We start from the raw sequence: 25,889 nt of genomic DNA on the forward strand, positions 1-25,889 counted from the left end.
GAACGAAACAAACAACGTGAAACGTCAATTTTTATTTTTAGATGCTAGACAAACTAACTTTATTGGAGAGTTTGATCCTGGCTCAGGATGAACGCTGGCGGCGTGCCTAATACATGCAAGTCGAGCGAATGGATTGAGAGCTTGCTCTCAAGAAGTTAGCGGCGGACGGGTGAGTAACACGTGGGTAACCTGCCCATAAGACTGGGATAACTCCGGGAAACCGGGGCTAATACCGGATAACATTTTGAACTGCATGGTTCGAAATTGAAAGGCGGCTTCGGCTGTCACTTATGGATGGACCCGCGTCGCATTAGCTAGTTGGTGAGGTAACGGCTCACCAAGGCAACGATGCGTAGCCGACCTGAGAGGGTGATCGGCCACACTGGGACTGAGACACGGCCCAGACTCCTACGGGAGGCAGCAGTAGGGAATCTTCCGCAATGGACGAAAGTCTGACGGAGCAACGCCGCGTGAGTGATGAAGGCTTTCGGGTCGTAAAACTCTGTTGTTAGGGAAGAACAAGTGCTAGTTGAATAAGCTGGCACCTTGACGGTACCTAACCAGAAAGCCACGGCTAACTACGTGCCAGCAGCCGCGGTAATACGTAGGTGGCAAGCGTTATCCGGAATTATTGGGCGTAAAGCGCGCGCAGGTGGTTTCTTAAGTCTGATGTGAAAGCCCACGGCTCAACCGTGGAGGGTCATTGGAAACTGGGAGACTTGAGTGCAGAAGAGGAAAGTGGAATTCCATGTGTAGCGGTGAAATGCGTAGAGATATGGAGGAACACCAGTGGCGAAGGCGACTTTCTGGTCTGTAACTGACACTGAGGCGCGAAAGCGTGGGGAGCAAACAGGATTAGATACCCTGGTAGTCCACGCCGTAAACGATGAGTGCTAAGTGTTAGAGGGTTTCCGCCCTTTAGTGCTGAAGTTAACGCATTAAGCACTCCGCCTGGGGAGTACGGCCGCAAGGCTGAAACTCAAAGGAATTGACGGGGGCCCGCACAAGCGGTGGAGCATGTGGTTTAATTCGAAGCAACGCGAAGAACCTTACCAGGTCTTGACATCCTCTGAAAACCCTAGAGATAGGGCTTCTCCTTCGGGAGCAGAGTGACAGGTGGTGCATGGTTGTCGTCAGCTCGTGTCGTGAGATGTTGGGTTAAGTCCCGCAACGAGCGCAACCCTTGATCTTAGTTGCCATCATTAAGTTGGGCACTCTAAGGTGACTGCCGGTGACAAACCGGAGGAAGGTGGGGATGACGTCAAATCATCATGCCCCTTATGACCTGGGCTACACACGTGCTACAATGGACGGTACAAAGAGCTGCAAGACCGCGAGGTGGAGCTAATCTCATAAAACCGTTCTCAGTTCGGATTGTAGGCTGCAACTCGCCTACATGAAGCTGGAATCGCTAGTAATCGCGGATCAGCATGCCGCGGTGAATACGTTCCCGGGCCTTGTACACACCGCCCGTCACACCACGAGAGTTTGTAACACCCGAAGTCGGTGGGGTAACCTTTTTGGAGCCAGCCGCCTAAGGTGGGACAGATGATTGGGGTGAAGTCGTAACAAGGTAGCCGTATCGGAAGGTGCGGCTGGATCACCTCCTTTCTATGGAGAATTGATGAACGCTGTTCATCAATATAAGTTTCCGTGTTTCGTTTTGTTCAGTTTTGAGAGAACTATCTCTCATATATAAATGTATGTTCTTTGAAAACTAGATAACAGTGTAGCTCATATTTTTTAATTTTTAGTTTGGTTAAGTTAGAAAGGGCGCACGGTGGATGCCTTGACACTAGGAGTCGATGAAGGACGGGACTAACGCCGATATGCTTCGGGGAGCTGTAAGTAAGCTTTGATCCGAAGATTTCCGAATGGGGAAACCCACTATACGTAATGGTATGGTATCCTTACCTGAATACATAGGGTATGGAAGACAGACCCAGGGAACTGAAACATCTAAGTACCTGGAGGAAGAGAAAGCAAATGCGATTTCCTGAGTAGCGGCGAGCGAAACGGAACATAGCCCAAACCAAGAGGCTTGCCTCTTGGGGTTGTAGGACATTCTATACGGAGTTACAAAGGAACGAGGTAGACGAAGCGACCTGGAAAGGTCCGTCGTAGAGGGTAACAACCCCGTAGTCGAAACTTCGTTCTCTCTTGAATGTATCCTGAGTACGGCGGAACACGTGAAATTCCGTCGGAATCTGGGAGGACCATCTCCCAAGGCTAAATACTCCCTAGTGATCGATAGTGAACCAGTACCGTGAGGGAAAGGTGAAAAGCACCCCGGAAGGGGAGTGAAAGAGATCCTGAAACCGTGTGCCTACAAATAGTCAGAGCCCGTTAATGGGTGATGGCGTGCCTTTTGTAGAATGAACCGGCGAGTTACGATCCCGTGCAAGGTTAAGCTGAAGAGGCGGAGCCGCAGCGAAAGCGAGTCTGAATAGGGCGTTTAGTACGTGGTCGTAGACCCGAAACCAGGTGATCTACCCATGTCCAGGGTGAAGTTCAGGTAACACTGAATGGAGGCCCGAACCCACGCACGTTGAAAAGTGCGGGGATGAGGTGTGGGTAGCGGAGAAATTCCAATCGAACCTGGAGATAGCTGGTTCTCCCCGAAATAGCTTTAGGGCTAGCCTTAAGTGTAAGAGTCTTGGAGGTAGAGCACTGATTGAACTAGGGGTCCTCATCGGATTACCGAATTCAGTCAAACTCCGAATGCCAATGACTTATCCTTAGGAGTCAGACTGCGAGTGATAAGATCCGTAGTCAAGAGGGAAACAGCCCAGATCGCCAGCTAAGGTCCCAAAGTGTGTATTAAGTGGAAAAGGATGTGGAGTTGCTTAGACAACTAGGATGTTGGCTTAGAAGCAGCCACCATTTAAAGAGTGCGTAATAGCTCACTAGTCGAGTGACTCTGCGCCGAAAATGTACCGGGGCTAAATACACCACCGAAGCTGCGAATTGATACCAATGGTATCAGTGGTAGGGGAGCGTTCTAAGTGCAGTGAAGTCAGACCGGAAGGACTGGTGGAGCGCTTAGAAGTGAGAATGCCGGTATGAGTAGCGAAAGACGGGTGAGAATCCCGTCCACCGAATGCCTAAGGTTTCCTGAGGAAGGCTCGTCCGCTCAGGGTTAGTCAGGACCTAAGCCGAGGCCGACAGGCGTAGGCGATGGACAACAGGTTGATATTCCTGTACCACCTCTTTATCGTTTGAGCAATGGAGGGACGCAGAAGGATAGAAGAAGCGTGCGATTGGTTGTGCACGTCCAAGCAGTTAGGCTGATAAGTAGGCAAATCCGCTTATCGTGAAGGCTGAGCTGTGATGGGGAAGCTCCTTATGGAGCGAAGTCTTTGATTCCCCGCTGCCAAGAAAAGCTTCTAGCGAGATAAAAGGTGCCTGTACCGCAAACCGACACAGGTAGGCGAGGAGAGAATCCTAAGGTGTGCGAGAGAACTCTGGTTAAGGAACTCGGCAAAATGACCCCGTAACTTCGGGAGAAGGGGTGCTTTCTTAACGGAAAGCCGCAGTGAATAGGCCCAAGCGACTGTTTAGCAAAAACACAGCTCTCTGCGAAGCCGTAAGGCGAAGTATAGGGGGTGACACCTGCCCGGTGCTGGAAGGTTAAGGAGAGGGGTTAGCGTAAGCGAAGCTCTGAACTGAAGCCCCAGTAAACGGCGGCCGTAACTATAACGGTCCTAAGGTAGCGAAATTCCTTGTCGGGTAAGTTCCGACCCGCACGAAAGGTGTAACGATTTGGGCACTGTCTCAACCAGAGACTCGGTGAAATTATAGTACCTGTGAAGATGCAGGTTACCCGCGACAGGACGGAAAGACCCCGTGGAGCTTTACTGTAGCCTGATATTGAATTTTGGTACAGTTTGTACAGGATAGGCGGGAGCCATTGAAACCGGAGCGCTAGCTTCGGTGGAGGCGCTGGTGGGATACCGCCCTGACTGTATTGAAATTCTAACCTACGGGTCTTATCGACCCGGGAGACAGTGTCAGGTGGGCAGTTTGACTGGGGCGGTCGCCTCCTAAAGTGTAACGGAGGCGCCCAAAGGTTCCCTCAGAATGGTTGGAAATCATTCGTAGAGTGCAAAGGCATAAGGGAGCTTGACTGCGAGACCTACAAGTCGAGCAGGGACGAAAGTCGGGCTTAGTGATCCGGTGGTTCCGCATGGAAGGGCCATCGCTCAACGGATAAAAGCTACCCCGGGGATAACAGGCTTATCTCCCCCAAGAGTCCACATCGACGGGGAGGTTTGGCACCTCGATGTCGGCTCATCGCATCCTGGGGCTGTAGTCGGTCCCAAGGGTTGGGCTGTTCGCCCATTAAAGCGGTACGCGAGCTGGGTTCAGAACGTCGTGAGACAGTTCGGTCCCTATCCGTCGTGGGCGTAGGAAATTTGAGAGGAGCTGTCCTTAGTACGAGAGGACCGGGATGGACGCACCGCTGGTGTACCAGTTGTTCTGCCAAGGGCATAGCTGGGTAGCTATGTGCGGAAGGGATAAGTGCTGAAAGCATCTAAGCATGAAGCCCCCCTCAAGATGAGATTTCCCATAGCGTAAGCTAGTAAGATCCCTGAAAGATGATCAGGTTGATAGGTTCGAGGTGGAAGCATGGTGACATGTGGAGCTGACGAATACTAATAGATCGAGGACTTAACCATATAATATGAAGCAATGTTATCTAGTTTTGAAGGAATATGCCTTCATAGTTTGGTGATGATGGCAGAGAGGTCACACCCGTTCCCATACCGAACACGGAAGTTAAGCTCTCTAGCGCCGATGGTAGTTGGGACCTTGTCCCTGTGAGAGTAGGACGTCGCCAAGCAACTAAAACACGAGTCAAATGACTCGTGTTTTTTCGTGTTTTATTTTATAATCCATAGTAATAAAAAATGTGTTTAAAGTATTCATATTTTGTTTAAATACAGGGGAATGTGGCTAGGATAGTGAATAAGCAAAAGAGTTGCAAATTTTATTAATACGTATATAATTAAAGTCAAAGATAGTCAAAGTCAATAAAGGTGGCGGATAAATGAGAAATATATCTGATATCATTGAGCAATATCTAAAGCAAGTTATTGACTTAAGTAATAATAATGTGATTGAAATCAAGAGAAATGAGATTGCGGATCGATTCGAGTGCGTACCATCTCAAATCAATTATGTAATCAATACCCGTTTTACGTTAGAAAGAGGATTTGTAGTAGAAAGTAAACGTGGTGGAGGAGGTTACATTCGCATTATAAAAGTCAAACTGCATGATGATATAGACATTATTGATCAAATGCTTCATATGATTGATCATAGCGTTGCGCAAGGGAATGCAGAAAGTATGATTATACGTTTAATAGAAGAGGGAATCATAACAAATCGTGAAGCGAAACTGATGTTAAGTGTAATAGACCGTTCTGTATTATCAATGGATGTTCCTTCTCGAGATGAACTTAGGGCTCGAATATTATGCGCAATGTTAAGAACACTGAAATATAAATAAATATAACTTTTGTAAAAGATTGATAACTAAGATAAAGCAGTTAAATATTGTAGAAGTTTTGAAAAAGAACATGCACTTTTATTTAAATGGATTCAGGAAAGCGAACAATCTAGTAATGTATGAAAAGTACCATGAGATAGAGCGTTCCTGTTGTAAAGGTGGGGATAGTGATGACTTGTCAAAACTGTAACATAAGACCAGCAACTTTACATTATACAAAAGTAATTAACGAGAAGAAGGCGGAAGTTCATCTTTGTGAGCAATGTGCAGAGCAAAGTGGCTATACGTCTTTCTTTCAATCATCGCAGTCTAACTTTTCATTTCATGATTTATTTGCTGGTTTATTACACGGTGAATCAACAATGTTTGAAGAAGGAAAAAATGGATTTTCAAATGCAGATATAGTAAGGTGTCCAGATTGTAAGATGACATATGAACAATTTACAAAAGTCGGACGTTTTGGCTGTTCTTCTTGTTACGATACATTTAAGGAGCATTTAAAGCCATTATTAAAACGCCTTCACGGTGGGCATACAGAACATTGTGGAAAAATTCCGGAACGTATAGAAGGAAATATCCACTTAAAGAAAGAATTAGATGAACTAAAACTTATTCTGAAACAATACGTACAGAAAGAGGAATTTGAGAAAGCTGCAGAGGTAAGGGATAAAATCCGAGGTCTTGAAATACAGCTTAGTGAGCATAGGGAGGGGGAATAATTCTATGTCACTGGACAAAATTATGAACGAAGCAATTAGTCCATGGATGAAGGGGGATGGCCCTGATTCTGATATTGTTTTAAGTAGTCGAATTCGTTTGGCTCGTAATTTTAAACAATATCAATTTTCCACTATGCAAAACGAAGAAGAAACTAAACAGATTCATGAATTATTCAAAAAGAAATTTATAAATAAAGCAGTAGGGTCCTTTGGGGAGTTTGGACTATTAAAGATGAATGAATTAACCCCTCTTCAAAGGAGAGTTTTAGTCGAAAAGCATTTAATTAGTCCAAATCTTGCAGGGACAGAATATGGAGCATGTCTACTATCAGAAAGTGAACATATTAGTGTTATGCTTAATGAAGAAGACCATATTCGGATTCAGTGCCTATTTTCAGGATTACAGTTATCAGAGGCGCTTCAAAGCGCCAATCAAATAGATAATTGGATTGAGAAAGAAGTTGAATACGCTTTTGATGAATCACTTGGATATATTACAAGTTGTCCTACTAATGTTGGCACAGGGTTAAGAGCTTCTGTGATGATTCATTTACCGGGACTGGTTTTAACAAAAAGAATTAGCCGTATTATACAAGTAATTCAAAAATTAGGGTTAGTAGTAAGAGGAATATACGGTGAAGGTAGCGAAGCGTTAGGTAATATATTTCAAGTTTCAAATCAAATGACGCTAGGAAAGTCTGAAGAAGATATTATTGCAGATTTAAAGAGTGTCATTCAACAAATTATACAGCAAGAAAAAATAGCTAGAGAATTAATTGTACAAAATTCAAGTATTGAACTTGAAGATAAGGTTTATCGTTCTTACGGCATACTAGCAAACAGTCGTTTAATTCAATCTGCAGAAGCAGCCAATTGCTTATCGGATGTACGACTTGGTATTGATCTAGGATATATAAAAGGTATATCGAGAAATATTTTGACTGAGCTAATGGTTCTTACGCAACCAGGTATTTTACAACAATACGCAGGTGGACCTTTAGGGCCAGAAGAAAGAGATTATCGAAGAGCAACCTTAATCCGTGAGCGATTACGTATTGAAAAAAACTAAGCGCAAGTAGGAGGCGATTTCTATGATGTTTGGAAGATTTACAGAAAGAGCACAGAAAGTATTAGCTTTATCTCAAGAGGAAGCAATTCGTATTGGGCATAATAATATTGGAACAGAACATATTTTACTTGGGCTTGTACGCGAAGGTGAAGGAATTGCAGCAAAAGCATTAATTGCTCTTGGATTAAGTCCAGAGAAAGTTCAAAAAGAAGTAGAAGCGTTAATTGGGCGTGGAACAGAAGCTTCTCAAACTGTACATTATACACCTCGTGCTAAAAAGGTTATTGAATTATCTATGGATGAAGCGCGTAAGCTAGGCCATTCTTACGTTGGAACAGAACACATTTTACTCGGTTTAATCCGCGAAGGTGAAGGTGTAGCCGCACGTGTTTTAAATAATTTAGGTGTAAGTCTAAATAAAGCAAGACAACAAGTCTTACAACTTCTTGGAAGTAATGAAGCTAGTTCAGGTCATCAAGGTGGTTCAGCATCAAATGCAAATACACCGACACTTGACAGTTTAGCAAGGGACTTAACAGTTGTTGCGCGTGAAAATCGCTTAGACCCTGTTATTGGACGTGGTAAAGAAATTCAACGTGTAATTGAGGTATTAAGCCGTAGAACGAAAAACAACCCAGTATTAATTGGTGAGCCTGGTGTAGGTAAAACGGCAATTGCAGAAGGATTAGCACAGCAAATTGTAAATAATGAAGTTCCTGAAACTTTAAGAGATAAGCGTGTTATGACACTAGATATGGGTACAGTGGTAGCTGGAACGAAATATCGCGGTGAATTTGAAGATCGTTTAAAGAAAGTGATGGATGAAATTCGCCAAGCAGGCAATATTATTCTATTTATTGATGAGCTTCATACATTAATTGGTGCAGGTGGAGCAGAAGGTGCAATCGATGCATCGAATATTTTAAAACCATCTTTAGCACGAGGAGAGTTACAATGTATTGGGGCAACAACTTTAGATGAGTATCGTAAATATATTGAAAAAGACGCGGCTTTAGAAAGACGTTTTCAACCAATTCATGTTGATGAGCCAAGTTTAGAAGAATCGATTCAAATCTTGAAAGGTTTACGTGATCGTTATGAGGCGCATCACCGTGTATCTATTACAGATGACGCTATTGATGCAGCTGTAAAACTTTCAGATCGTTATATTACAGATCGCTTTTTACCAGATAAAGCAATTGATTTAATTGATGAAGCTGCTTCAAAAGTTCGCTTACGTTCTTATACAACACCACCAAACTTAAAAGAGCTTGAAGTGAAGCTTGAGGAGATTCGAAAAGAAAAAGATGCAGCTGTACAAAGTCAAGAATTTGAAAAGGCTGCATCCTTACGTGATATGGAGCAACGCTTACGTGAGAAGTTAGAAGATACAAAACGTCAATGGAAAGAGCAACAAGGAAAAGAAAATTCAGAGGTTACGGTAGAAGATATTGCAAATGTCGTTTCTACATGGACGCGTATCCCAGTTTCTAAACTTGCACAAACAGAGACTGATAAATTATTAAATTTAGAATCCATTCTCCATGATCGTTTGATTGGTCAAGATGAAGCAGTAGTAGCTGTAGCAAAAGCTGTTCGTCGTGCAAGAGCAGGATTAAAAGATCCGAAGCGCCCAATTGGTTCATTTATTTTCTTAGGGCCAACAGGTGTAGGTAAAACAGAACTTGCAAGAGCACTAGCAGAATCTATGTTCGGTGATGAAGATGCAATGATTCGCATCGATATGTCAGAATACATGGAGAAGCATTCTACTTCCCGTTTAGTTGGTTCTCCTCCAGGATATGTTGGATATGAAGAAGGTGGACAATTAACAGAGAAAGTTCGTCGCAAGCCATATTCAGTTGTCTTATTAGATGAGGTAGAGAAAGCTCATCCGGATGTGTTTAATATTTTACTACAAGTATTAGAAGATGGTCGTTTAACAGATTCTAAAGGACGTACAGTTGATTTCCGTAATACGATTGTTATTATGACGTCTAACGTTGGTGCCGAGGCGTTAAAACGTAACAAACATCTTGGATTTAATGTACAAGATGAAAGCCGTGATTATTCGGATATGAAAGGTAAAGTAATGGATGAGCTGAAAAAGGCATTTCGTCCAGAATTCTTAAACCGTATTGATGAAATTATCGTATTCCATATGCTTGAGAAAAAACATATTCAAGAGATTGTAACTCTTATGGTAAATCAGTTAGTTAATCGCTTAAAAGAACAAGAAATCGAATTGCACTTAACGGAAGGGGCAATTTCAGCTATTGCAGATAAAGGATTTGATCGTGAGTATGGCGCTCGTCCACTTCGCAGAGCAATTCAGAAACATGTAGAAGATAGACTATCAGAAGAACTTTTAAAAGGTGCTATTGAGAAAGGACAAAAAGTTATCTTTGATGTAGAAGGAGAATCATTTGTCATTCATAGTGCGGAAAAGGTAAAATAAGTATAGACAAACAAAGAGGGCTACGCGATAGCCCTCTTTCTTGTACGAGAAGGATAAACGTTTATAGACGAAAGTGAAGTGAACTATAAAAAGGTATGGCTAAAAAGAAAACGAAATTTATATGTCAAGAATGTGGTTATCAGTCACCAAAATATATGGGTAAATGTCCTGGATGTGGTCAATGGAATACACTTGTTGAAGAAATGGAGCCAGTTGTATCATCTAGGCGCCTTAATTACGCGAATGCAATTCAAACGGAAGTAACAAAACCAAGACGTCTTACCGAAGTAGAAACAAAGTCTGAGGCACGTATTGAAACGGAATTTCAAGAGTTTAATCGTGTGCTTGGTGGTGGAATTGTAGATGGGTCCTTAGTGCTTATTGGTGGAGACCCTGGGATTGGAAAATCAACATTACTATTACAGATTTCATCACAATTAGCAGATTCTTCATATGATGTATTATACATATCGGGTGAGGAGTCGGCAAAGCAGATTAAACTTCGTGCAGATCGTTTGCATGTAAAGGGTAGCAATCTATTTGTTGTAGCAGAGACAGACCTGCAGCGTATTGCAGCACATATTGAAGAGATGAATCCAGCTTTTGTTGTTATTGATTCTATTCAAACGATACATTTACCTGAAGTGACGTCAGCACCAGGAAGTGTGGCACAAGTACGTGAATGTACAGCGGAATTAATGAAACTTGCAAAAACAAAAGGAATCCCTATTTTCATTGTCGGGCATGTGACAAAAGAAGGAGCAATTGCAGGACCTCGTATGTTAGAACATATGGTCGATGCAGTTCTTTACTTTGAAGGAGATCGACACCATACGTATCGTATTTTACGGGCTGTGAAGAACCGTTTTGGTTCCACGAATGAAATGGGTATCTTTGAAATGAAAGAGCTTGGTCTTGCGGAAGTTTTAAATCCTTCTGAAATCTTCCTTGAGGAAAGGCCGGTTGGTGTTGCAGGATCAACAGTAGTTGCTTCAATGGAAGGAACAAGACCGGTTTTAGTAGAAATACAAGCATTAATCTCCCCTACTAGTTTTGGAAATCCTCGAAGAATGGCGACGGGAATTGATCATAACCGTGTTTCGCTTATTATGGCAGTATTAGAAAAAAGAACAGGTTTACTATTGCAAAATCAAGATGCATATTTAAAAGTAGCTGGTGGTTTGAAATTAGACGAACCGGCAATTGATTTAGCAGTGGCTTTAAGTATAGCCTCAAGTTTTAGGGATAAATCTACGGCACCAACTGATGCAGTAATAGGAGAAGTAGGATTAACTGGAGAAATAAGAAGAGTATCAAGAATCGAACAACGTGTACAAGAAGCAGCTAAATTAGGATTTCAACGTGTTATTATTCCTAGAAAAAACTTAGGAGGATGGACAATTCCGGATGGGATTGAGGTTGTAGGTGTTTCTAATTTAGGAGAAGCGCTTCGTTTGACATTAGGAGGCTAGGCTATGGAAGAAAATAAGCAACGTGTCAAAAGTATGATTAATATTTTACAGCTCGTGGCCCCAGGAACACCACTGCGTGAAGGGATAGATAATGTACTTCGCGCACAAACAGGGGGGCTAATTGTTCTTGGATATAATGAGCAGATTAAAAGTATTGTGGATGGTGGTTTTCACATTAATTGTGCATTCTCTCCTGCTAGTTTATATGAATTAGCAAAAATGGACGGGGCACTTATTTTAAATGAAACGGGAAGTAAAATTTTAATAGCGAATGCACAGTTAGTTCCAGAGGCATCTATTGATTCTATTGAAACCGGTATGCGTCACCGAACAGCAGAACGTGTAGCGAAGCAGACGGGCAGCCTTGTTGTGGCCATTTCACAAAGACGTAACGTAATTACGCTATATCAAGGGAACTTACGTTATACACTAAAAGATATAGGGGTTATTTTAACAAAGGCAAACCAAGCTATTCAAACGTTAGAAAAATATAAGGCTGTATGGAATGATGGTATTACGAATTTGGGCATTCTAGAATTTGAAGAGGTCGTTACAATGTCTGAGGTAGTTCACGTTTTACATAGTGTTGAAATGGTACTGCGTATTAAAAATGAAATATTGAGCTATATTCATGAGCTAGGAACAGAAGGTAGGTTAATTCGTTTACAGCTTACAGAATTACTAGCTGATTTAGAAGCAGAGGCAGCATTGTTAATTAAAGATTACCATCAGGAGAAAACACAAGACCATCATCAAATTTTGAAAAAGTTACAGGACCTTGCAAATACACAACTTTTAGAGGATAGTGATTTAGTTAAATTACTTGGTTACCCAGGGCAAACCAGTTTAGAAGAAAGTGTGACGCCAAGGGGATATCGAATTACAAGCAAAATATCTCGTGTTCCGCCACTTATCATTGAAAATTTAATTAATCGATTCAAAACGTTGCAAGGAGTTTGTCGCGCGACTATTCATGAATTGGATGATGTGGAAGGAATTGGGGAAGTAAGGGCGAAGAAAATACGAGAAGGCCTAAAAAGAATTCAAGAGCATCTATATATGAGTAGACACAATTAAGAATATTACATTGATTCCATAATATAACGACACTAGAACATTTTTGGTATATGATATGATATATTGGTAAATAAAACTATTTATAAAAAAACACGTCCGCTTTTGCATTCGGCGTTTTGATTAGCGAAACAATGGTTAATAATGAGTAGGAGGTGGTTGGATGTTAAAACGGATCGTACAGCTCTTCTTTCTAGTGATCGGGGGAGCGTTAGGGATTTACTTAATCCCAAAAGTTATTAATGTATTAGACATCGGTGCTGTTCCTTTATTGGAAGGATCGTATGTTCGTGCGATTATTGGTGCAATTATTTTATTTTTAACAACATTTTGGCTTGTAGATTATATTGTTCAACTTATTAAGCATATTGAAGAGGCTCTTGTAAAGGCGCCTGTAGCAGATGTTTTATTTGGTACATTAGGATTGATCTCTGGTCTTATTGTTGCATATTTAATTTTAATACCGATTCGTGAATTTACAATTCCGGTTATTAGTACGGTATTGCAAGTGTTCTTCACTCTTTTACTTGGATATTTAGGATTCCAAGTAGGATTTAAAAAGAGGAATGAATTGCTAGGATTATTTACATTACCCCAACGCGGAGGTAAGAAGAAAAATAATAGCGAGAACGAAGAGGCAGAAGCAGAAAAATCTACGACTCATTGGAAAATTCTCGATACGAGTGTAATTATCGATGGACGTATTGCTGATATTTGCCAAACGAAGTTTTTGGAAGGAACAATTGTGATTCCACAATTCGTATTAGAAGAGCTTCAGCATATTGCCGATTCTTCCGATGCTTTAAAGCGTAATCGTGGTCGCAGAGGACTAGACATTTTAAATCGTATTCAAAAAGAGATGCCGATTCCGGTAGAAATTTATGAAGGCGATTTCGAGGATATCCAAGAGGTGGATAGCAAACTTGTAAAGTTAGCAAAAATCACCGGTGGAACTGTAGTAACGAATGATTTTAACTTAAATAAAGTTTCTGAATTACAAGGAGTAACAGTGTTAAACATTAATGATTTAGCTAATGCAATTAAACCAGTTGTACTCCCTGGCGAAGAATTAAATGTTTATGTTGTGAAAGATGGTAAAGAGCAAAACCAAGGTGTTGCGTACTTAGATGATGGTACGATGATTGTAGTAGAAGATGGTAGAGAGTATGTAGGTTCGCAACTTAATGTACTGGTTACTAGCGTATTACAAACATCAGCTGGTCGTATGATTTTCGCAAAACGTAAATTATTAGAAAAAGCATTATAGGTAGAGGATTATTAATATGTATACATTAATTATTCCGGCAGCCGGCCAAGGAAAGCGGATGGGTGCTGGCAAAAATAAGTTGTTCTTACTTATAAATGAAGTACCGATTATCGTTCATACATTACGTGCTTTTGAAAGAGATAAAGCGTGCAAAAGTATTGTTATGGCAATTAACGAAGAGGAACGCCCGTATTTTGAAGAGTTAATGCAGAAGTATCCGATTGAAAAACAGGTACAATTTATTCAGGGTGGAGCCGAAAGACAAGATAGTGTATATAACGCGATTCAGCATGCGAGTGATGTTGAATACGTTCTTGTACATGACGGAGCGCGCCCATTCGTAACGAATAAAGTGATTCAAGATGTATTAACAGCAGCAGAAAAATATGGAGCTTCCATTTGTGCAGTGCCAGTAAAGGATACAGTTAAGAAGGTAGAGCAAGGTGTTGTTGTCGAAACGGTAGAACGATCTCAGCTTAAGGCTGTCCAAACACCGCAAGGGTTCTCTGTTTCTCTTTTGCTAGAAGCTCATAGAAGTGCAAAACAGAGCTGTTTTCTTGGTACAGATGATGCAAGTCTCGTGGAACGTATTGGAAAGCAAGTAGGTGTAGTAGAAGGGAGTTACTATAATATTAAAGTGACGACTCCAGAGGATTTACTAATTGCTGAAAGTTTCCTTCATGTTCTGAAAAAATAGCCGTGATGGTGTATAACAAAGGAAAGCCCGGCAATGGCCGGGCTTTTCTTTGTAAGGATATCGATATAATATAGAGTCATAAAGCTCAGTGGTTTAGCTCAAGGAGGATGTAAAGAATGTTTCGAATTGGACAAGGTTTTGACGTGCATGAATTTGCAGAAGGTAGACCGTTAATTATTGGCGGAATTACAATTCCACACGAGAAAGGATTAATCGGCCATTCAGATGCAGATGTATTGTTACATACGATTGCTGATGCATGTTTAGGTGCCATTGCAGCAGGAGATATCGGAAAGCATTTTCCTGATACAGACCCAGCTTTTAAAGATGCAGATTCAGCTGTATTGTTGCAAAAAGTTTGGGAATTTGTGCGTGAACAAGGTTACGAGTTAGGGAATTTAGATTGTACAATTATTGCTCAAAAGCCAAAAATGGCACCGCATATTGAAAGTATGCGTAAACGTATTAGTGAACTGTTAGAAACGTCTATAGATAACATTAATGTAAAGGCAACTACAACAGAAAAATTAGGATTTACAGGTAGGGAAGAAGGAATTGCTTCTCAAGCAGTGGTATTATTACAGAAAAAATAATGGTTTTTAATTCGTAAGATGGATAATCACATTTTTTTGTTGTACAATTATAGAATGTGTAGACATTAAGAATGGAAGGTGTACCAATTATGGAAAAGCAAGTGAGAGTGCGCTATGCGCCAAGTCCAACAGGACACTTACATATCGGAAATGCGCGTACGGCATTATTTAATTATTTATTTGCTCGTCATTTAGATGGCAAGTTTATTATTCGTATTGAAGATACTGATGTAAAACGTAACGTGGCTGGTGGAGAAGAAAGCCAATTAAAATACTTAAAATGGCTCGGTATGGACTGGGATGAAGGTGTTGATGTTGGCGGTGAATTTGGACCATATCGTCAAACAGAGCGTTTAGATATTTATAAAAAATTATATCTAGATTTATTAGAGCGTGGTTTAGCTTACAAATGTTATATGACAGAAGAAGAGCTAGAAGCAGAGCGTGAAGGACAAATTTCTCGTGGTGAAACACCTCGTTATGCAGGTAACCACCGTGATTTAACTGAAGAACAAATGAAAGAATTTGAAGCTGAGGGACGTATTCCGAGTATTCGTTTCCGTGTACCAGCTAATCGTGATTACACATTCAAAGACATCGTAAAAGACGAAGTTGCATTCCATTCAAATGATTTTGGTGATTTTGTTATCGTGAAAAAAGATGGAATCCCAACTTATAACTTTGCGGTAGCAGTAGATGATCACTTAATGGAGATTACACATGTACTTCGTGGTGATGATCATATTTCAAACACGCCAAAACAAATGATGATTTATGAAGCTTTCGGTTGGGATATCCCACAATTCGGTCATATGACTTTAATTGTAAATGAAAGTCGTAAAAAATTAAGCAAGCGTGATGAATCTATTATTCAATTTATTGAGCAATATAAAGAGCTTGGATATCTTCCAGAAGCAATCTTTAACTTTATTGCGCTATTAGGTTGGTCACCAGTAGGTGAAGAAGAAATCTTCTCTAAAGATGAGTTTATCAAAATGTTTGATGCAGCTCGTTTATCAAAATCACCTGCATTATTTGATTCTCAAAAACTAAAATGGATGAACAACCAGTATATGAAAAAGCAAGATTTAGATACGGTTGTAGAGTTAAGTTTACCGCATTTAGTGAAAGCTGGACGTGTGGGAGAAACTTTAAGTGAACAAGATCAAGATTGGATTCGTGGTGTAATTGCTTTATACCATGAACAAATGAGTTTTGGAGCTGAAATTGTAGAGCTTTCTGAAATGTTCTTCAAAGATCATGTTGATTATGAAGAAGAAGGACAAGAAGTATTAAAAGGTGAACAAGTACCAGAAGTACTTCGTGCATTTGCTGGTCAAGTAGAAGCACTAGAAGCGATGGAACCAGCAGCAATTAAGGCGGCTATTAAAGCAGTTCAAAAGGAAACAGGTCATAAAGGTAAAAACTTATTTATGCCAATCCGTGTTGCAACTACTGGTCAAACACATGGTCCAGAGCTTCCGAATGCTATTGCACTTCTTGGAAAAGAAAAAGTTTTAAATCGTCTTCAAAAAGTAATTGGTTAACATTTTCTAGGTTTAGAAATATAATAAGTATACTTAAAACCTAATAAGGAAAAGCGACGAGAAGGAGAAGTAGAAAATCAGGCTTTTTACAGAGAGAACCACCTTTAGGCTGGAAGTGGTTTATAAGCGGATTTTTGAAATGCCCCTTCGAGTCTTCTGCTGAACAGTAAATTGTTTTGCGAAACGTCTTAGGGCGTAAAGTAAGCAGAAGCGGTGTACACCGTTATCAGAGATGAGTTTGAGGCTTTTTTAGCCTAAACAGAGTGGAACCGCGCTTATAAGGCGTCTCTGTCAATATGACAGAGGCGTCTTTTTTTATACCGTAAAACTGGGTGTAAGTATAAATTTTATCTACGTGTATAAAGATTTAGGGAGATAAGTAGGGAGTTAGTTCACTCGAAAAAGCAGCCCATAAAGGGGAGGGAACGTCGATGTTTAAGAGGCTTCGGGAAGATATTGAAGTCGTTTTTGAACAGGATCCAGCGGCAAGAAGTTATTTCGAAGTCATTTTGACTTACTCTGGATTACATGCAGTTTGGGCCCATCGAATTGCACACGCTTTTTATAAAAAAAATTTCTTCTTTATTGCACGTTGGATCTCACAAGTTAGTCGTTTCTTTACTGGCATTGAGATTCATCCAGGAGCAACAATTGGTCGTCGTTTTTTCATAGACCATGGAATGGGGGTTGTAATTGGAGAAACGTGCGAAATTGGTGATAATGTAACGATCTATCAAGGGGTTACATTAGGTGGTACGGGTAAAGAAAAAGGAAAGAGGCATCCTACAATTCAGGATAATGTATTAATTGCAACAGGTGCTAAAGTACTAGGTTCTATTATAGTTGGAGAGAATTCTAAAATTGGAGCAGGTTCTGTCGTATTAAAAGAAGTCCCTGCACATTCTACAGTTGTAGGTATACCTGGCCGAGTCGTTATTCAAAATGGAGTAAAAATCGGTCAAGAATTAAATCATTCTGACCTTCCAGACCCAATTTTTGATAAGTTAAAGGTCATGGAAGTAGAACTTGATAAATTGAAAAAACAACTTGAAGTAAAGGTAGAAAGGAAGGATAAAAATGACTATTCACATTTATAATACGTTAACACGTCAAAAGGAAGAGTTTACTCCATTAGAAGAAAATAAGGTAAAGATGTATGTGTGTGGACCTACAGTTTATAACTATATTCACATTGGGAATGCAAGACCACCTATGGTATTTGATACGGTACGCCGTTATTTAGAATATAAAGGATATGATGTGCAGTATGTATCCAACTTTACTGACGTAGATGATAAATTAATTAAAGCAGCAAATGAATTAGGTGAAGATGTGCCGACAATTGCTGACCGTTTCGTTGAAGCGTACTTTGAGGATGTAACGGCACTAGGTTGCAAACACGCAACAGTTCATCCGCGTGTAACGGAAAATATGGATATCATTATTGAATTTATTCAAGAACTTGTGAATAAAGGATATGCATATGAATCAGAAGGTGATGTGTACTTTAGAACGAAGGAATTCGAAGGATATGGTAAATTATCGCATCAACCAATCGCAGACTTACGTCACGGTGCGCGTATTGAAGTAGGAGAAAAGAAACAAGATCCTCTTGATTTTGCTTTATGGAAAGATGCTAAAGAAGGAGAAATCTTCTGGGAAAGCCCTTGGGGGAAAGGTCGTCCAGGCTGGCATATTGAATGCTCGGCAATGGCACGTAAATACTTAGGAGATACAATCGATATTCATGCTGGTGGTCAAGACTTAGCATTTCCTCATCATGAGAATGAAATTGCGCAGTCTGAGGCATTAACTGGAAAAACATTTGCACGTTACTGGATGCACAATGGATATATTAATATTAATAATGAGAAGATGTCTAAGTCATTGGGGAACTTTATTTTAGTTCACGATATCATTAAGCAATATAATCCCCAGTTAATTAGATTCTTTATGCTATCGGTACATTACCGTCATCCAATTAATTTCAGTGAAGAGTTATTACAAAGCACAAATAACGGACTGGAAAGAATTAAGACGGCTTACGGTAACTTAAAACACCGTATGGAAAGTAGTACTGATTTAACAGACCATAATGAGAAATGGCTAGTGGAACTGGAAAAATTCCAGACTGCATTTGAAGAAGCGATGAATGATGACTTCAACACTGCTAATGCAATCACTGAGTTATATAATGTGGCGAATCATGCGAATCAATATTTACTGGAAGAACATACGTCTACAGTGGTAATTGAAGCATACGTAAAACAACTTGAAACATTATTTGATATTTTAGGGTTAGAATTAGCGCAAGAAGAGTTGCTTGATGAAGAAATTGAGGCACTTATTCAAAAACGCATTGAAGCTCGTAAAAATCGTGATTTTGCATTATCAGATCAAATTCGCGATGACTTAAAAGACCGTAATATTATTTTAGAAGATACCGCTCAAGGTACAAGATGGAAAAGAGGATAAGAATGATTGATGCAAAGCAATTAAACAGCTTAGCGTTAGCATACATGGGTGATGCGGTATATGAACAATATATCCGCTATCACCTACTTCAAAAAGGGAAAGTTCGCCCTAATCAATTACATCGATTAGGGACGAGCTTTGTTTCAGCAAAAGCACAGGCGAAAGTTGTTTATCATTTATTAGAGACGACGTTTTTGACAGAGGAAGAAGAGGCGGTATTAAGAAGAGGACGTAATGCAAATTCAGGTACAGTTCCAAAAAATACGGATGTACAAACATATCGCCATAGTACAGCCTTTGAAGCGCTAATTGGTTATCATCATTTATTAAATAACCGTGAAAGATTAGACGAAATTGTATATAAGGCAATTGCAGTTTTAGAAGAAAAGGAAGGGGGCACATCATCATGAGTAGTGAATATATTATCGGACGTAACCCTGTAATTGAGGCGTTACGATCAGGGAGAGATATAAATAAAATTTGGATCGCAGAAGGTGCTGCCAAAGGACAAGTACAGATTGTACTAGCGTTAGCGAAAGAAAATAAGGTTATTTTACAACATGCACCAAAGAAAAAGTTAGATCAATTAGTTGAGGGTAATCATCAAGGTGTAATTGCTCAAGTAGCTGCATATCAGTATGCGGAGTTAGAAGAGTTATTCAAAGTGGCAGAAAAACGTAATGAAGATCCATTCTTCTTAATTTTAGATGAGATTGAAGATCCGCATAACCTAGGTTCTATTATGCGTACTGCTGATGCGACAGGAGCTCATGGAATTATTATTCCAAAGAGAAGGGCTGTGGGGCTTACAGCGTCAGTTGCGAAAGCATCAACAGGAGCGATTGAATACATTCCTGTTGCGCGCGTAACGAACTTATCCCGTACAATTGATGAATTAAAAGAACGTGGACTTTGGATTGCTGGTACAGATGCCAAAGGGAAAACGGATTACCGTAATTTAGATGGTAAAATGCCAATTGGGTTAGTAATTGGTAGTGAAGGAAAAGGTATGAGTCGTATTATTGGTGAAAAGTGTGATTTCCTAATCACTCTACCGATGGTTGGTAAAGTTACATCCTTAAATGCTTCCGTAGCCGCAAGTTTGTTAATGTATGAGGTATATCGTAAACGTCACGAAATTGGTAAATAAAAGATGAACGATATTTTAATCGTTGACGGTTACAACATTATCGGAGCTTGGGGAGATTTGAAGAAACTGCGGGATGTAGATTTACAATCATCAAGAGATGCACTTATTGATAAGATGGCGGATTATCAAGGTTATACAGGTACAAAAGTGATGATAGTCTTTGATGCCTATACAGTACATGGTATTGAAAAAAAGATGAAACAATCTCGTGTGGAAGTAATATTCACACGAAAGAATCAAACTGCAGACGAAAAGATAGAGCAACTTGCGATAGAGCTTAGAAATATAAATACACGAATATATGTTGCGACTTCTGATTACACGGAACAATGGGTTATATTTGCGCAAGGTGCCCTTCGGAAATCTGCGCGTGAATTAGAGTTGGAAGTACAGGCAATGGAGCAACAAGTAAGAAGGCGTACAAAAGACACGAAAGAACAGCAACCCGCCATGCGAAAGATATTTAGTAAAGATATTACAGAAAAATTAGAAAAATTAAGAAGAGGAGAGCGTTGAAGCATTGACGCTCTTTGTCTTTTTACTGTATAATATTGCTAAATAAATAGCGGTCGGAGGGATCAAGGTGGAAGCAGGCTTCGTAAGTGTAGGCGACGTTACATTTCGTGATTTAGAGGATGAGGCAATCGTTGAGTTAGTTCGAAAAGGTAATACTGACGCTCTAGAATATTTAATTCACAAATATAAGAACTTTGTTCGCGCGAAATCAAGATCTTACTTTTTAGTGGGTGCCGATCGAGAAGATATTGTTCAAGAAGGTATGATAGGATTGTTTAAAGCAATTCGTGATTATAAAGAGGACAAGCTGTCTTCATTCAAAGCATTTGCTGAACTGTGTATCACTCGACAAATTATTACCGCTATTAAAACGGCAACAAGGCAAAAACATATTCCCTTAAATTCGTATGTGTCTTTAGATAAGCCGATTTACGATGAGGAATCTGATCGAACATTATTGGATGTTATTTCTGAAGCGAAGGTAACTGATCCTGAAGAGATGATTATTAGCCAAGAAGAATATACAGACATAGAATCAAAAATATCAGAATTATTAAGCGATTTAGAAAGAAAAGTGCTTTCTTTATATCTAGATGGGCGTTCTTATCAAGAGATTTCAGAACAGTTAAACAGACATGTGAAATCTATTGATAACGCTTTACAGCGGGTGAAGAGGAAATTGGAACGATATATGGAAATGCGAGAAAGTACAACTTTAAATTCATAACAAATAACAAGTGCAACAGGTGTAAAATAAATCACCTGTTTTCTTTTGTAGACAGTACAAAATGCATGTCATTGACATTGTCTTTTATTGTATGATACATTTTTAGGGACATAATGTTACAAGGTTGGTGTAACTAATGAGGAAAAAAGTTGTACTCTCATGTGAAGAGTGTAAAAATCGAAACTACTCTACTATGAAAGATACGAGCTCAATAGAGCGACTTGAAATAAAAAAGTTTTGTAAAACATGCAATCAGCATACAGTTCACAAGGAAACAAAATAAATAATTGAAATAATACACTGGAGGTCCCGCAGATGCGTTTAACGAACTTTTTCGGCGATGTAGGTCGCGAAATGAAAAAAGTAAGTTGGCCTAAAAAAGATGAATTACTCCGCTCAACAGCGACTGTTGTTGCTACAGTTGTGTTCTTTGCGATTTTCTTCGCAGTAGTTGATATGGGCATTTCTTCTTTAATTCGGTTAATTCTTGGTTAATTCTTGAATAAGAAGCACTTATCCATGATATAATGTTATTTATAAGAACTGTGTAAAAGCCCGGTGAACGGGTTTTTTCATTTGCGCAAAAAAATGTACGTCAGGGAGGGAAGGACGCTCGTCCTAAATGAATGGAAAAAAGTTGGTATGTTGTCCATACTTATTCTGGATATGAAAATAAAGTAAAAGCAAACCTAGAGAAGCGTGTAGAATCAATGGGTATGCAAGATAAAATTTTCCGTGTTGTTGTCCCGGAAGAAGTAGAAGTAGAAATGAAAAACGGAAAAGAAAAATTAATGAAAAGAAAAGTGTTCCCAGGTTATGTATTAGTAGAATTAATCATGACTGATGATTCTTGGTATGTTGTACGTAACACGCCGGGTGTAACTGGGTTCGTTGGTTCTTCTGGTTCTGGATCTAAACCATCACCTCTATTAGAAGAGGAAGTTGTTACCATTATGAAACATATGGGAATGGACAACGAAGTGGTTGATTTCGACTTTGAACTTCATGAGACAGTACGTGTAAATGAGGGGCCATTCGCAGATTATACAGGTGCTATTGAAGAAATTGATGTGGAGAAGAAAAAGGTTAGCGTACTTGTGGACATGTTTGGTCGCGAGACTCCAGTTGAACTTGACTTCCATCAAATTGAAAAATTATAAAATGAAACTTGAAATGAATTGTAAAAAGTGATAATATCTTTTAAGTCAGTACGTCTTCGTTATCGGAGACGTTTTTTGAAAGATTTTATCCTTACAGATAAAATATGACGTGGGAGGGCAAATCACTGTCCAATTGACCACATCACGGACTTAAGGAGGTGTGTCTCGTGGCTAAAAAGGTAATTAAAATGGTAAAGCTTCAAATTCCTGCAGGTAAAGCTAACCCAGCTCCACCAGTTGGTCCAGCATTAGGACAAGCAGGTGTTAACATCATGGGCTTCTGTAAAGAGTTTAACGCTCGTACAGCAGATCAAGCTGGTCTTATCATCCCTGTTGAAATTACGGTATTTGAGGACCGTTCATTCACTTTCATTACTAAAACTCCTCCTGCTGCTGTTCTTCTTAAGAAAGTAGCTGGTATTGAGTCTGGTTCTGGTGAACCAAACCGTAATAAAGTGGCAACTGTTAAGCGTGATAAAGTACGCGAAATCGCTGAAACTAAAATGCCTGACCTAAACGCTGCTAGCGTAGAAGCTGCAATGCGTATGGTTGAAGGTACTGCACGCAGTATGGGCATCGTTATCGAAGACTAATTCGATTTGTTTTTAAAAAAGGTTGCGGGTCTGGAATTCCAATTCGCAACCTTTATTATCGTAAATGATTATTGTTTTTAAATAAATGGATGGCGCTCATCCTCAGGTTATACCTGAAAACAGGCGTAAACGTGGGAGGTTATTCCGCTAAAACCACATTCGAGGAGGAAATAAAAATGGCTAAAAGAGGTAAAAAGTACGTAGAAGCTGCAAAGCTTGTTGATCGTGCATCTGCTTACTCTGCAACAGAAGCAGTAGAATTAGTAAAGAAAACAAACACAGCTAAATTTGATGCAACTGTAGAAGCTGCATTCCGTTTAGGTGTTGACCCTAAGAAAGCTGACCAACAAATCCGTGGTGCAGTTGTTCTTCCACACGGTACTGGTAAAGTACAACGTGTATTAGTGTTCGCTAAAGGTGAAAAAGCTAAAGAAGCTGAAGCTGCTGGCGCTGACTTCGTAGGCGATACTGATTACATCGGTAAAATCCAACAAGGTTGGTTCGATTTCGATGTAGTAGTAGCAACTCCTGACATGATGGGTGAAGTTGGTAAACTTGGTCGCGTATTAGGACCTAAAGGTTTAATGCCAAACCCTAAAACTGGAACAGTTACTTTCGATGTAACTAAAGCTGTTAACGAAATCAAAGCTGGTAAAGTTGAATACCGCGTTGATAAAGCTGGTAACATCCACGTTCCAATCGGCAAAGTATCTTTCGAAGATGCTAAATTAGTAGAAAACTTCAAAACAATCGCTGACACTTTATTAAAAGTTAAGCCATCTGCTGCAAAAGGTACTTACATGAAGAACGTAACAGTTGCTTCTACAATGGGACCTGGCGTACGCGTAGACGTTTCTACATTAGCGTAAAAATTGGAAGTTGACTTCATAAAGAAGATTTAATATAATCATTTATGTTGTGAATTTAAATAGTGTACCGTAGACAGTAGGTGTCAATAGACTTAATTTCCTACCTAGGTGTTAATATACGAAACGGAATTTTTTTCTGTGACTATATGCCTCCATGTCTACAAGTTGGGCATGGAGGTTTTTAGTGCACTTTCGGTACATCTTCTATATAATCTACAGGAGGTGTAATAACATGAGCAAAGTAATCGAAACTAAACAACAAGTTGTAACTGAAATCGCGGACAAACTTCGTGCTAGTAAATCTACAATTGTTGTTGACTACCGTGGTTTAACAGTTTCTGAAGCAACAGAATTACGTAAGCAATTACGTGAAGCTGGCGTTGAGTTCAAAGTTTACAAAAACTCTCTAACTCGTCGTGCTGCAGAATCTGCTGAAATGGCTGAGTTAAACGAATTCTTAACAGGACCAAACGCAATCGCGTTCAGTAACGAGGATGTAGTTGCTCCTGCGAAAGTATTAAACGACTTCGCTACAAAACATGAAGCTTTAGAAATTAAAGCGGGCGTAATCGAAGGTAAACTTGTAACACTTGATGAGGTTAAAGCAATCGCTACTCTTCCATCACGTGAAGGCTTACTTTCTATGCTTCTTAGCGTTCTTCAAGCTCCAATCCGTAACCTTGCACTTGCTACTAAAGCAGTTGCAGAACAAAAGGAAGAGCAAGGCGCTTAATTTTTTAAAAGATAATTACTTGTTATCTATAAAACAATACAAACCTATTTAAGGGAGGATATTTACAATGACTAAAGAACAAATCATTGAAGCAGTTAAATCTATGACTGTATTAGAACTTAACGACTTAGTAAAAGCTATCGAGGAAGAATTCGGCGTAACTGCTGCTGCTCCTGTAGCTGTAGCTGGTGGCGCTGGTGAAGCTGCTGCTGAAAAAACTGAGTTTGACGTAGTACTTGCAAGTGCTGGCGCTCAAAAAATCAAAGTTATCAAAGCTGTACGTGAAATCACTGGTCTTGGCTTAAAAGAAGCTAAAGAATTAGTTGACAACACTCCAAAAGCAATCAAAGAAGGCGTTTCTAAAGAGGAAGCTGAAGAAATGAAAGCTAAACTTGAAGAAGTTGGCGCTGCTGTAGAAGTTAAGTAATTAACTTTTGATGCTTTAAAAAAAGCTCGCTCTCATGCGAGCTTTTTTTTTAACTGTAAAGAAAAGAGGTGGCCATATGGCAGACCATTATTTTTCTAACGACCCTTCTAGTAAAAGTGATCGTAAACGATGGGAATTTCCACTTCGTGGATCTCAATTTACTTTTTTATCTGACCATGGGGTGTTTTCGAAAAACGAGGTGGACTTTGGTTCTCGTCTTTTAATTGAAGCGTTTCAAATGCCGGATATTAAAGGTGATATATTAGACGTAGGTTGTGGATACGGTCCTATTGGTTTGTCGTTAGCGAAAGAGTTTCAAGGTTGTGAAGTTCACATGGTGGATGTGAATGAAAGGGCGCTTGGGCTTGCGAAAGAAAATGCCGCTAATAACAGAATCGAGAATATACGTATTTTTCAAAGTAGCGTCTATGAAAATGTAGATGGCGAGTATGCTGCTATTCTATCTAACCCTCCGATTCGTGCGGGTAAAGATATCGTACATGAGATTTTAGAAAAAGCTGTGGAGTATTTAGTTCCAGGTGGAGAACTTTGGATTGTTATTCAAAAGAAGCAAGGTGCACCATCTGCGCTGAAAAAACTAGAAGAAGTATTTTCTGAAGTTGAGATTGTAGAAAAGAAAAAAGGATATTATATCATAAAATCAAAAAAACGTTGACGGTTATTTTTGGCTATGTTAACATTATACAATGCCAATATATGATTTTCTGCGTTGAGAAAGATGTATATTTTTGTTTCTCTTGGAAAAGATAGTAAAATCAGCAGATTATGAAACAGAATGATGGTTTTCTTATAGAAGCCATTTTTCTTTTT

24 protein-coding genes, 3 rRNA genes and 2 other annotated features are annotated in these 25,889 nt (G+C 39.8%); all 27 genes read left to right on the forward strand.

The window, feature by feature from the left end:
* The first annotated feature begins 59 nt into the window (after window positions 1-59).
* The 27 genes from QCI81_RS14775 (at window position 60) to QCI81_RS14905 (ending at window position 25,734) form a co-directional block, all read left to right on the forward strand.
* Window positions 60-1,611 (forward strand): 16S ribosomal RNA (locus QCI81_RS14775).
* 146 nt (window positions 1,612-1,757) lie between these two features.
* Window positions 1,758-4,679 (forward strand): 23S ribosomal RNA (locus QCI81_RS14780).
* Window positions 4,680-4,727: 48 nt separating this feature from the next.
* Window positions 4,728-4,843: ribosomal RNA gene (gene rrf, locus QCI81_RS14785) — 5S ribosomal RNA — on the forward strand.
* Together the 16S, 23S and 5S rRNA genes form the textbook arrangement of a ribosomal RNA operon.
* Before the next feature lie 207 nt (window positions 4,844-5,050).
* Window positions 5,051-5,512: a transcriptional regulator CtsR gene (gene ctsR, locus QCI81_RS14790; RefSeq protein ID WP_001244560.1), complete on the forward strand. Its 462-nt coding sequence runs from the start codon at window positions 5,051-5,053 to the stop codon at window positions 5,510-5,512.
* A 170-nt stretch (window positions 5,513-5,682) separates the two neighbouring features.
* Window positions 5,683-6,231, forward strand: a complete 549-nt coding sequence (mcsA, locus tag QCI81_RS14795; RefSeq protein ID WP_000128385.1) for a protein-arginine kinase activator protein McsA — start codon at window positions 5,683-5,685, stop codon at window positions 6,229-6,231.
* Between the two features lie 4 nt (window positions 6,232-6,235).
* Window positions 6,236-7,300 carry a protein-arginine kinase McsB gene (gene mcsB, locus QCI81_RS14800; RefSeq protein WP_157417215.1) on the forward strand — a complete coding sequence of 355 codons (1,065 nt, stop codon included), beginning with the start codon at window positions 6,236-6,238 and terminating at the stop codon, window positions 7,298-7,300.
* Window positions 7,301-7,322: 22 nt separating this feature from the next.
* Window positions 7,323-9,758 carry an ATP-dependent protease ATP-binding subunit ClpC gene (clpC, locus tag QCI81_RS14805; RefSeq protein ID WP_000971170.1) on the forward strand — a complete coding sequence of 812 codons (2,436 nt, stop codon included), beginning with the start codon at window positions 7,323-7,325 and terminating at the stop codon, window positions 9,756-9,758.
* 95 nt (window positions 9,759-9,853) lie between these two features.
* The gene (gene radA / locus QCI81_RS14810; RefSeq protein WP_001085199.1) at window positions 9,854-11,230 is read left to right on the forward strand and encodes a DNA repair protein RadA; all 1,377 of its coding nucleotides are present in this window, start codon (window positions 9,854-9,856) and stop codon (window positions 11,228-11,230) included.
* Between the two features lie 3 nt (window positions 11,231-11,233).
* On the forward strand, window positions 11,234-12,307 hold the full coding sequence (disA, locus tag QCI81_RS14815; RefSeq protein WP_000392164.1) for a DNA integrity scanning diadenylate cyclase DisA: 1,074 nt from the start codon (window positions 11,234-11,236) through the stop codon (window positions 12,305-12,307).
* Between the two features lie 160 nt (window positions 12,308-12,467).
* A complete protein-coding gene (locus QCI81_RS14820) occupies window positions 12,468-13,571 on the forward strand; it encodes a PIN/TRAM domain-containing protein (RefSeq protein ID WP_053565451.1) in 1,104 nt (367 codons plus the stop codon).
* Between the two features lie 16 nt (window positions 13,572-13,587).
* A complete protein-coding gene (gene ispD, locus QCI81_RS14825) occupies window positions 13,588-14,268 on the forward strand; it encodes a 2-C-methyl-D-erythritol 4-phosphate cytidylyltransferase (RefSeq protein ID WP_000288307.1) in 681 nt (226 codons plus the stop codon).
* Window positions 14,269-14,384: 116 nt separating this feature from the next.
* Window positions 14,385-14,861 carry a 2-C-methyl-D-erythritol 2,4-cyclodiphosphate synthase gene (gene ispF, locus QCI81_RS14830; RefSeq protein WP_000488386.1) on the forward strand — a complete coding sequence of 159 codons (477 nt, stop codon included), beginning with the start codon at window positions 14,385-14,387 and terminating at the stop codon, window positions 14,859-14,861.
* Window positions 14,862-14,950: 89 nt separating this feature from the next.
* Complete coding sequence (gene gltX / locus QCI81_RS14835; RefSeq protein ID WP_000415150.1) at window positions 14,951-16,408, forward strand: glutamate--tRNA ligase; 1,458 nt, start codon at window positions 14,951-14,953, stop codon at window positions 16,406-16,408.
* 47 nt (window positions 16,409-16,455) lie between these two features.
* Window positions 16,456-16,701, forward strand: a binding site (T-box leader).
* A gap of 138 nt (window positions 16,702-16,839) precedes the next feature.
* Window positions 16,840-17,505 (forward strand): serine O-acetyltransferase, encoded by a 666-nt coding sequence (cysE, locus tag QCI81_RS14840; protein WP_097918320.1) that lies wholly within the window; start codon window positions 16,840-16,842, stop codon window positions 17,503-17,505.
* Window positions 17,486-18,883 (forward strand): cysteine--tRNA ligase, encoded by a 1,398-nt coding sequence (gene cysS, locus QCI81_RS14845; RefSeq protein WP_098853019.1) that lies wholly within the window; start codon window positions 17,486-17,488, stop codon window positions 18,881-18,883. Before cysE ends, cysS begins: the two co-directional genes overlap by 20 nt.
* 2 nt (window positions 18,884-18,885) lie before the next feature.
* Window positions 18,886-19,293, forward strand: coding sequence for a Mini-ribonuclease 3 (locus QCI81_RS14850; protein WP_064531901.1), 408 nt, complete (start codon window positions 18,886-18,888; stop codon window positions 19,291-19,293).
* A complete protein-coding gene (rlmB, locus tag QCI81_RS14855) occupies window positions 19,290-20,033 on the forward strand; it encodes a 23S rRNA (guanosine(2251)-2'-O)-methyltransferase RlmB (protein WP_000093765.1) in 744 nt (247 codons plus the stop codon). The genes QCI81_RS14850 and rlmB overlap by 4 nt, the downstream gene beginning before the upstream one ends.
* A gap of 3 nt (window positions 20,034-20,036) precedes the next feature.
* Window positions 20,037-20,549: an NYN domain-containing protein gene (locus QCI81_RS14860; protein WP_000997887.1), complete on the forward strand. Its 513-nt coding sequence runs from the start codon at window positions 20,037-20,039 to the stop codon at window positions 20,547-20,549.
* Between the two features lie 67 nt (window positions 20,550-20,616).
* On the forward strand, window positions 20,617-21,276 hold the full coding sequence (locus tag QCI81_RS14865) for an RNA polymerase factor sigma-70 (RefSeq protein WP_000387198.1): 660 nt from the start codon (window positions 20,617-20,619) through the stop codon (window positions 21,274-21,276).
* Window positions 21,277-21,412: 136 nt separating this feature from the next.
* The gene (gene rpmG / locus QCI81_RS14870) at window positions 21,413-21,559 is read left to right on the forward strand and encodes a 50S ribosomal protein L33 (RefSeq protein ID WP_014481927.1); all 147 of its coding nucleotides are present in this window, start codon (window positions 21,413-21,415) and stop codon (window positions 21,557-21,559) included.
* A 32-nt stretch (window positions 21,560-21,591) separates the two neighbouring features.
* Window positions 21,592-21,771, forward strand: coding sequence for a preprotein translocase subunit SecE (gene secE / locus QCI81_RS14875; RefSeq protein WP_001241323.1), 180 nt, complete (start codon window positions 21,592-21,594; stop codon window positions 21,769-21,771).
* Window positions 21,772-21,902: 131 nt separating this feature from the next.
* Window positions 21,903-22,436 carry a transcription termination/antitermination protein NusG gene (gene nusG / locus QCI81_RS14880; RefSeq protein ID WP_000415794.1) on the forward strand — a complete coding sequence of 178 codons (534 nt, stop codon included), beginning with the start codon at window positions 21,903-21,905 and terminating at the stop codon, window positions 22,434-22,436.
* 167 nt (window positions 22,437-22,603) lie between these two features.
* The gene (rplK, locus tag QCI81_RS14885; RefSeq protein WP_001085872.1) at window positions 22,604-23,029 is read left to right on the forward strand and encodes a 50S ribosomal protein L11; all 426 of its coding nucleotides are present in this window, start codon (window positions 22,604-22,606) and stop codon (window positions 23,027-23,029) included.
* A gap of 176 nt (window positions 23,030-23,205) precedes the next feature.
* On the forward strand, window positions 23,206-23,898 hold the full coding sequence (gene rplA, locus QCI81_RS14890) for a 50S ribosomal protein L1 (RefSeq protein WP_002094239.1): 693 nt from the start codon (window positions 23,206-23,208) through the stop codon (window positions 23,896-23,898).
* Window positions 23,899-23,947: 49 nt separating this feature from the next.
* Window positions 23,948-24,091 (forward strand) — a sequence feature (ribosomal protein L10 leader region).
* A gap of 39 nt (window positions 24,092-24,130) precedes the next feature.
* A complete protein-coding gene (gene rplJ, locus QCI81_RS14895; protein ID WP_000048718.1) occupies window positions 24,131-24,631 on the forward strand; it encodes a 50S ribosomal protein L10 in 501 nt (166 codons plus the stop codon).
* 67 nt (window positions 24,632-24,698) lie between these two features.
* Window positions 24,699-25,058: a 50S ribosomal protein L7/L12 gene (gene rplL, locus QCI81_RS14900; RefSeq protein ID WP_000159737.1), complete on the forward strand. Its 360-nt coding sequence runs from the start codon at window positions 24,699-24,701 to the stop codon at window positions 25,056-25,058.
* A 76-nt stretch (window positions 25,059-25,134) separates the two neighbouring features.
* Window positions 25,135-25,734 carry a class I SAM-dependent methyltransferase gene (locus QCI81_RS14905; RefSeq protein WP_000763269.1) on the forward strand — a complete coding sequence of 200 codons (600 nt, stop codon included), beginning with the start codon at window positions 25,135-25,137 and terminating at the stop codon, window positions 25,732-25,734.
* Window positions 25,735-25,889 lie beyond the last annotated feature (155 nt).

This window comes from Bacillus cereus group sp. MG20 (assembly GCF_040459885.1).
In the GTDB taxonomy this organism is placed as follows: Bacteria; Bacillota; Bacilli; order Bacillales; family Bacillaceae_G; genus Bacillus_A; species Bacillus_A cereus.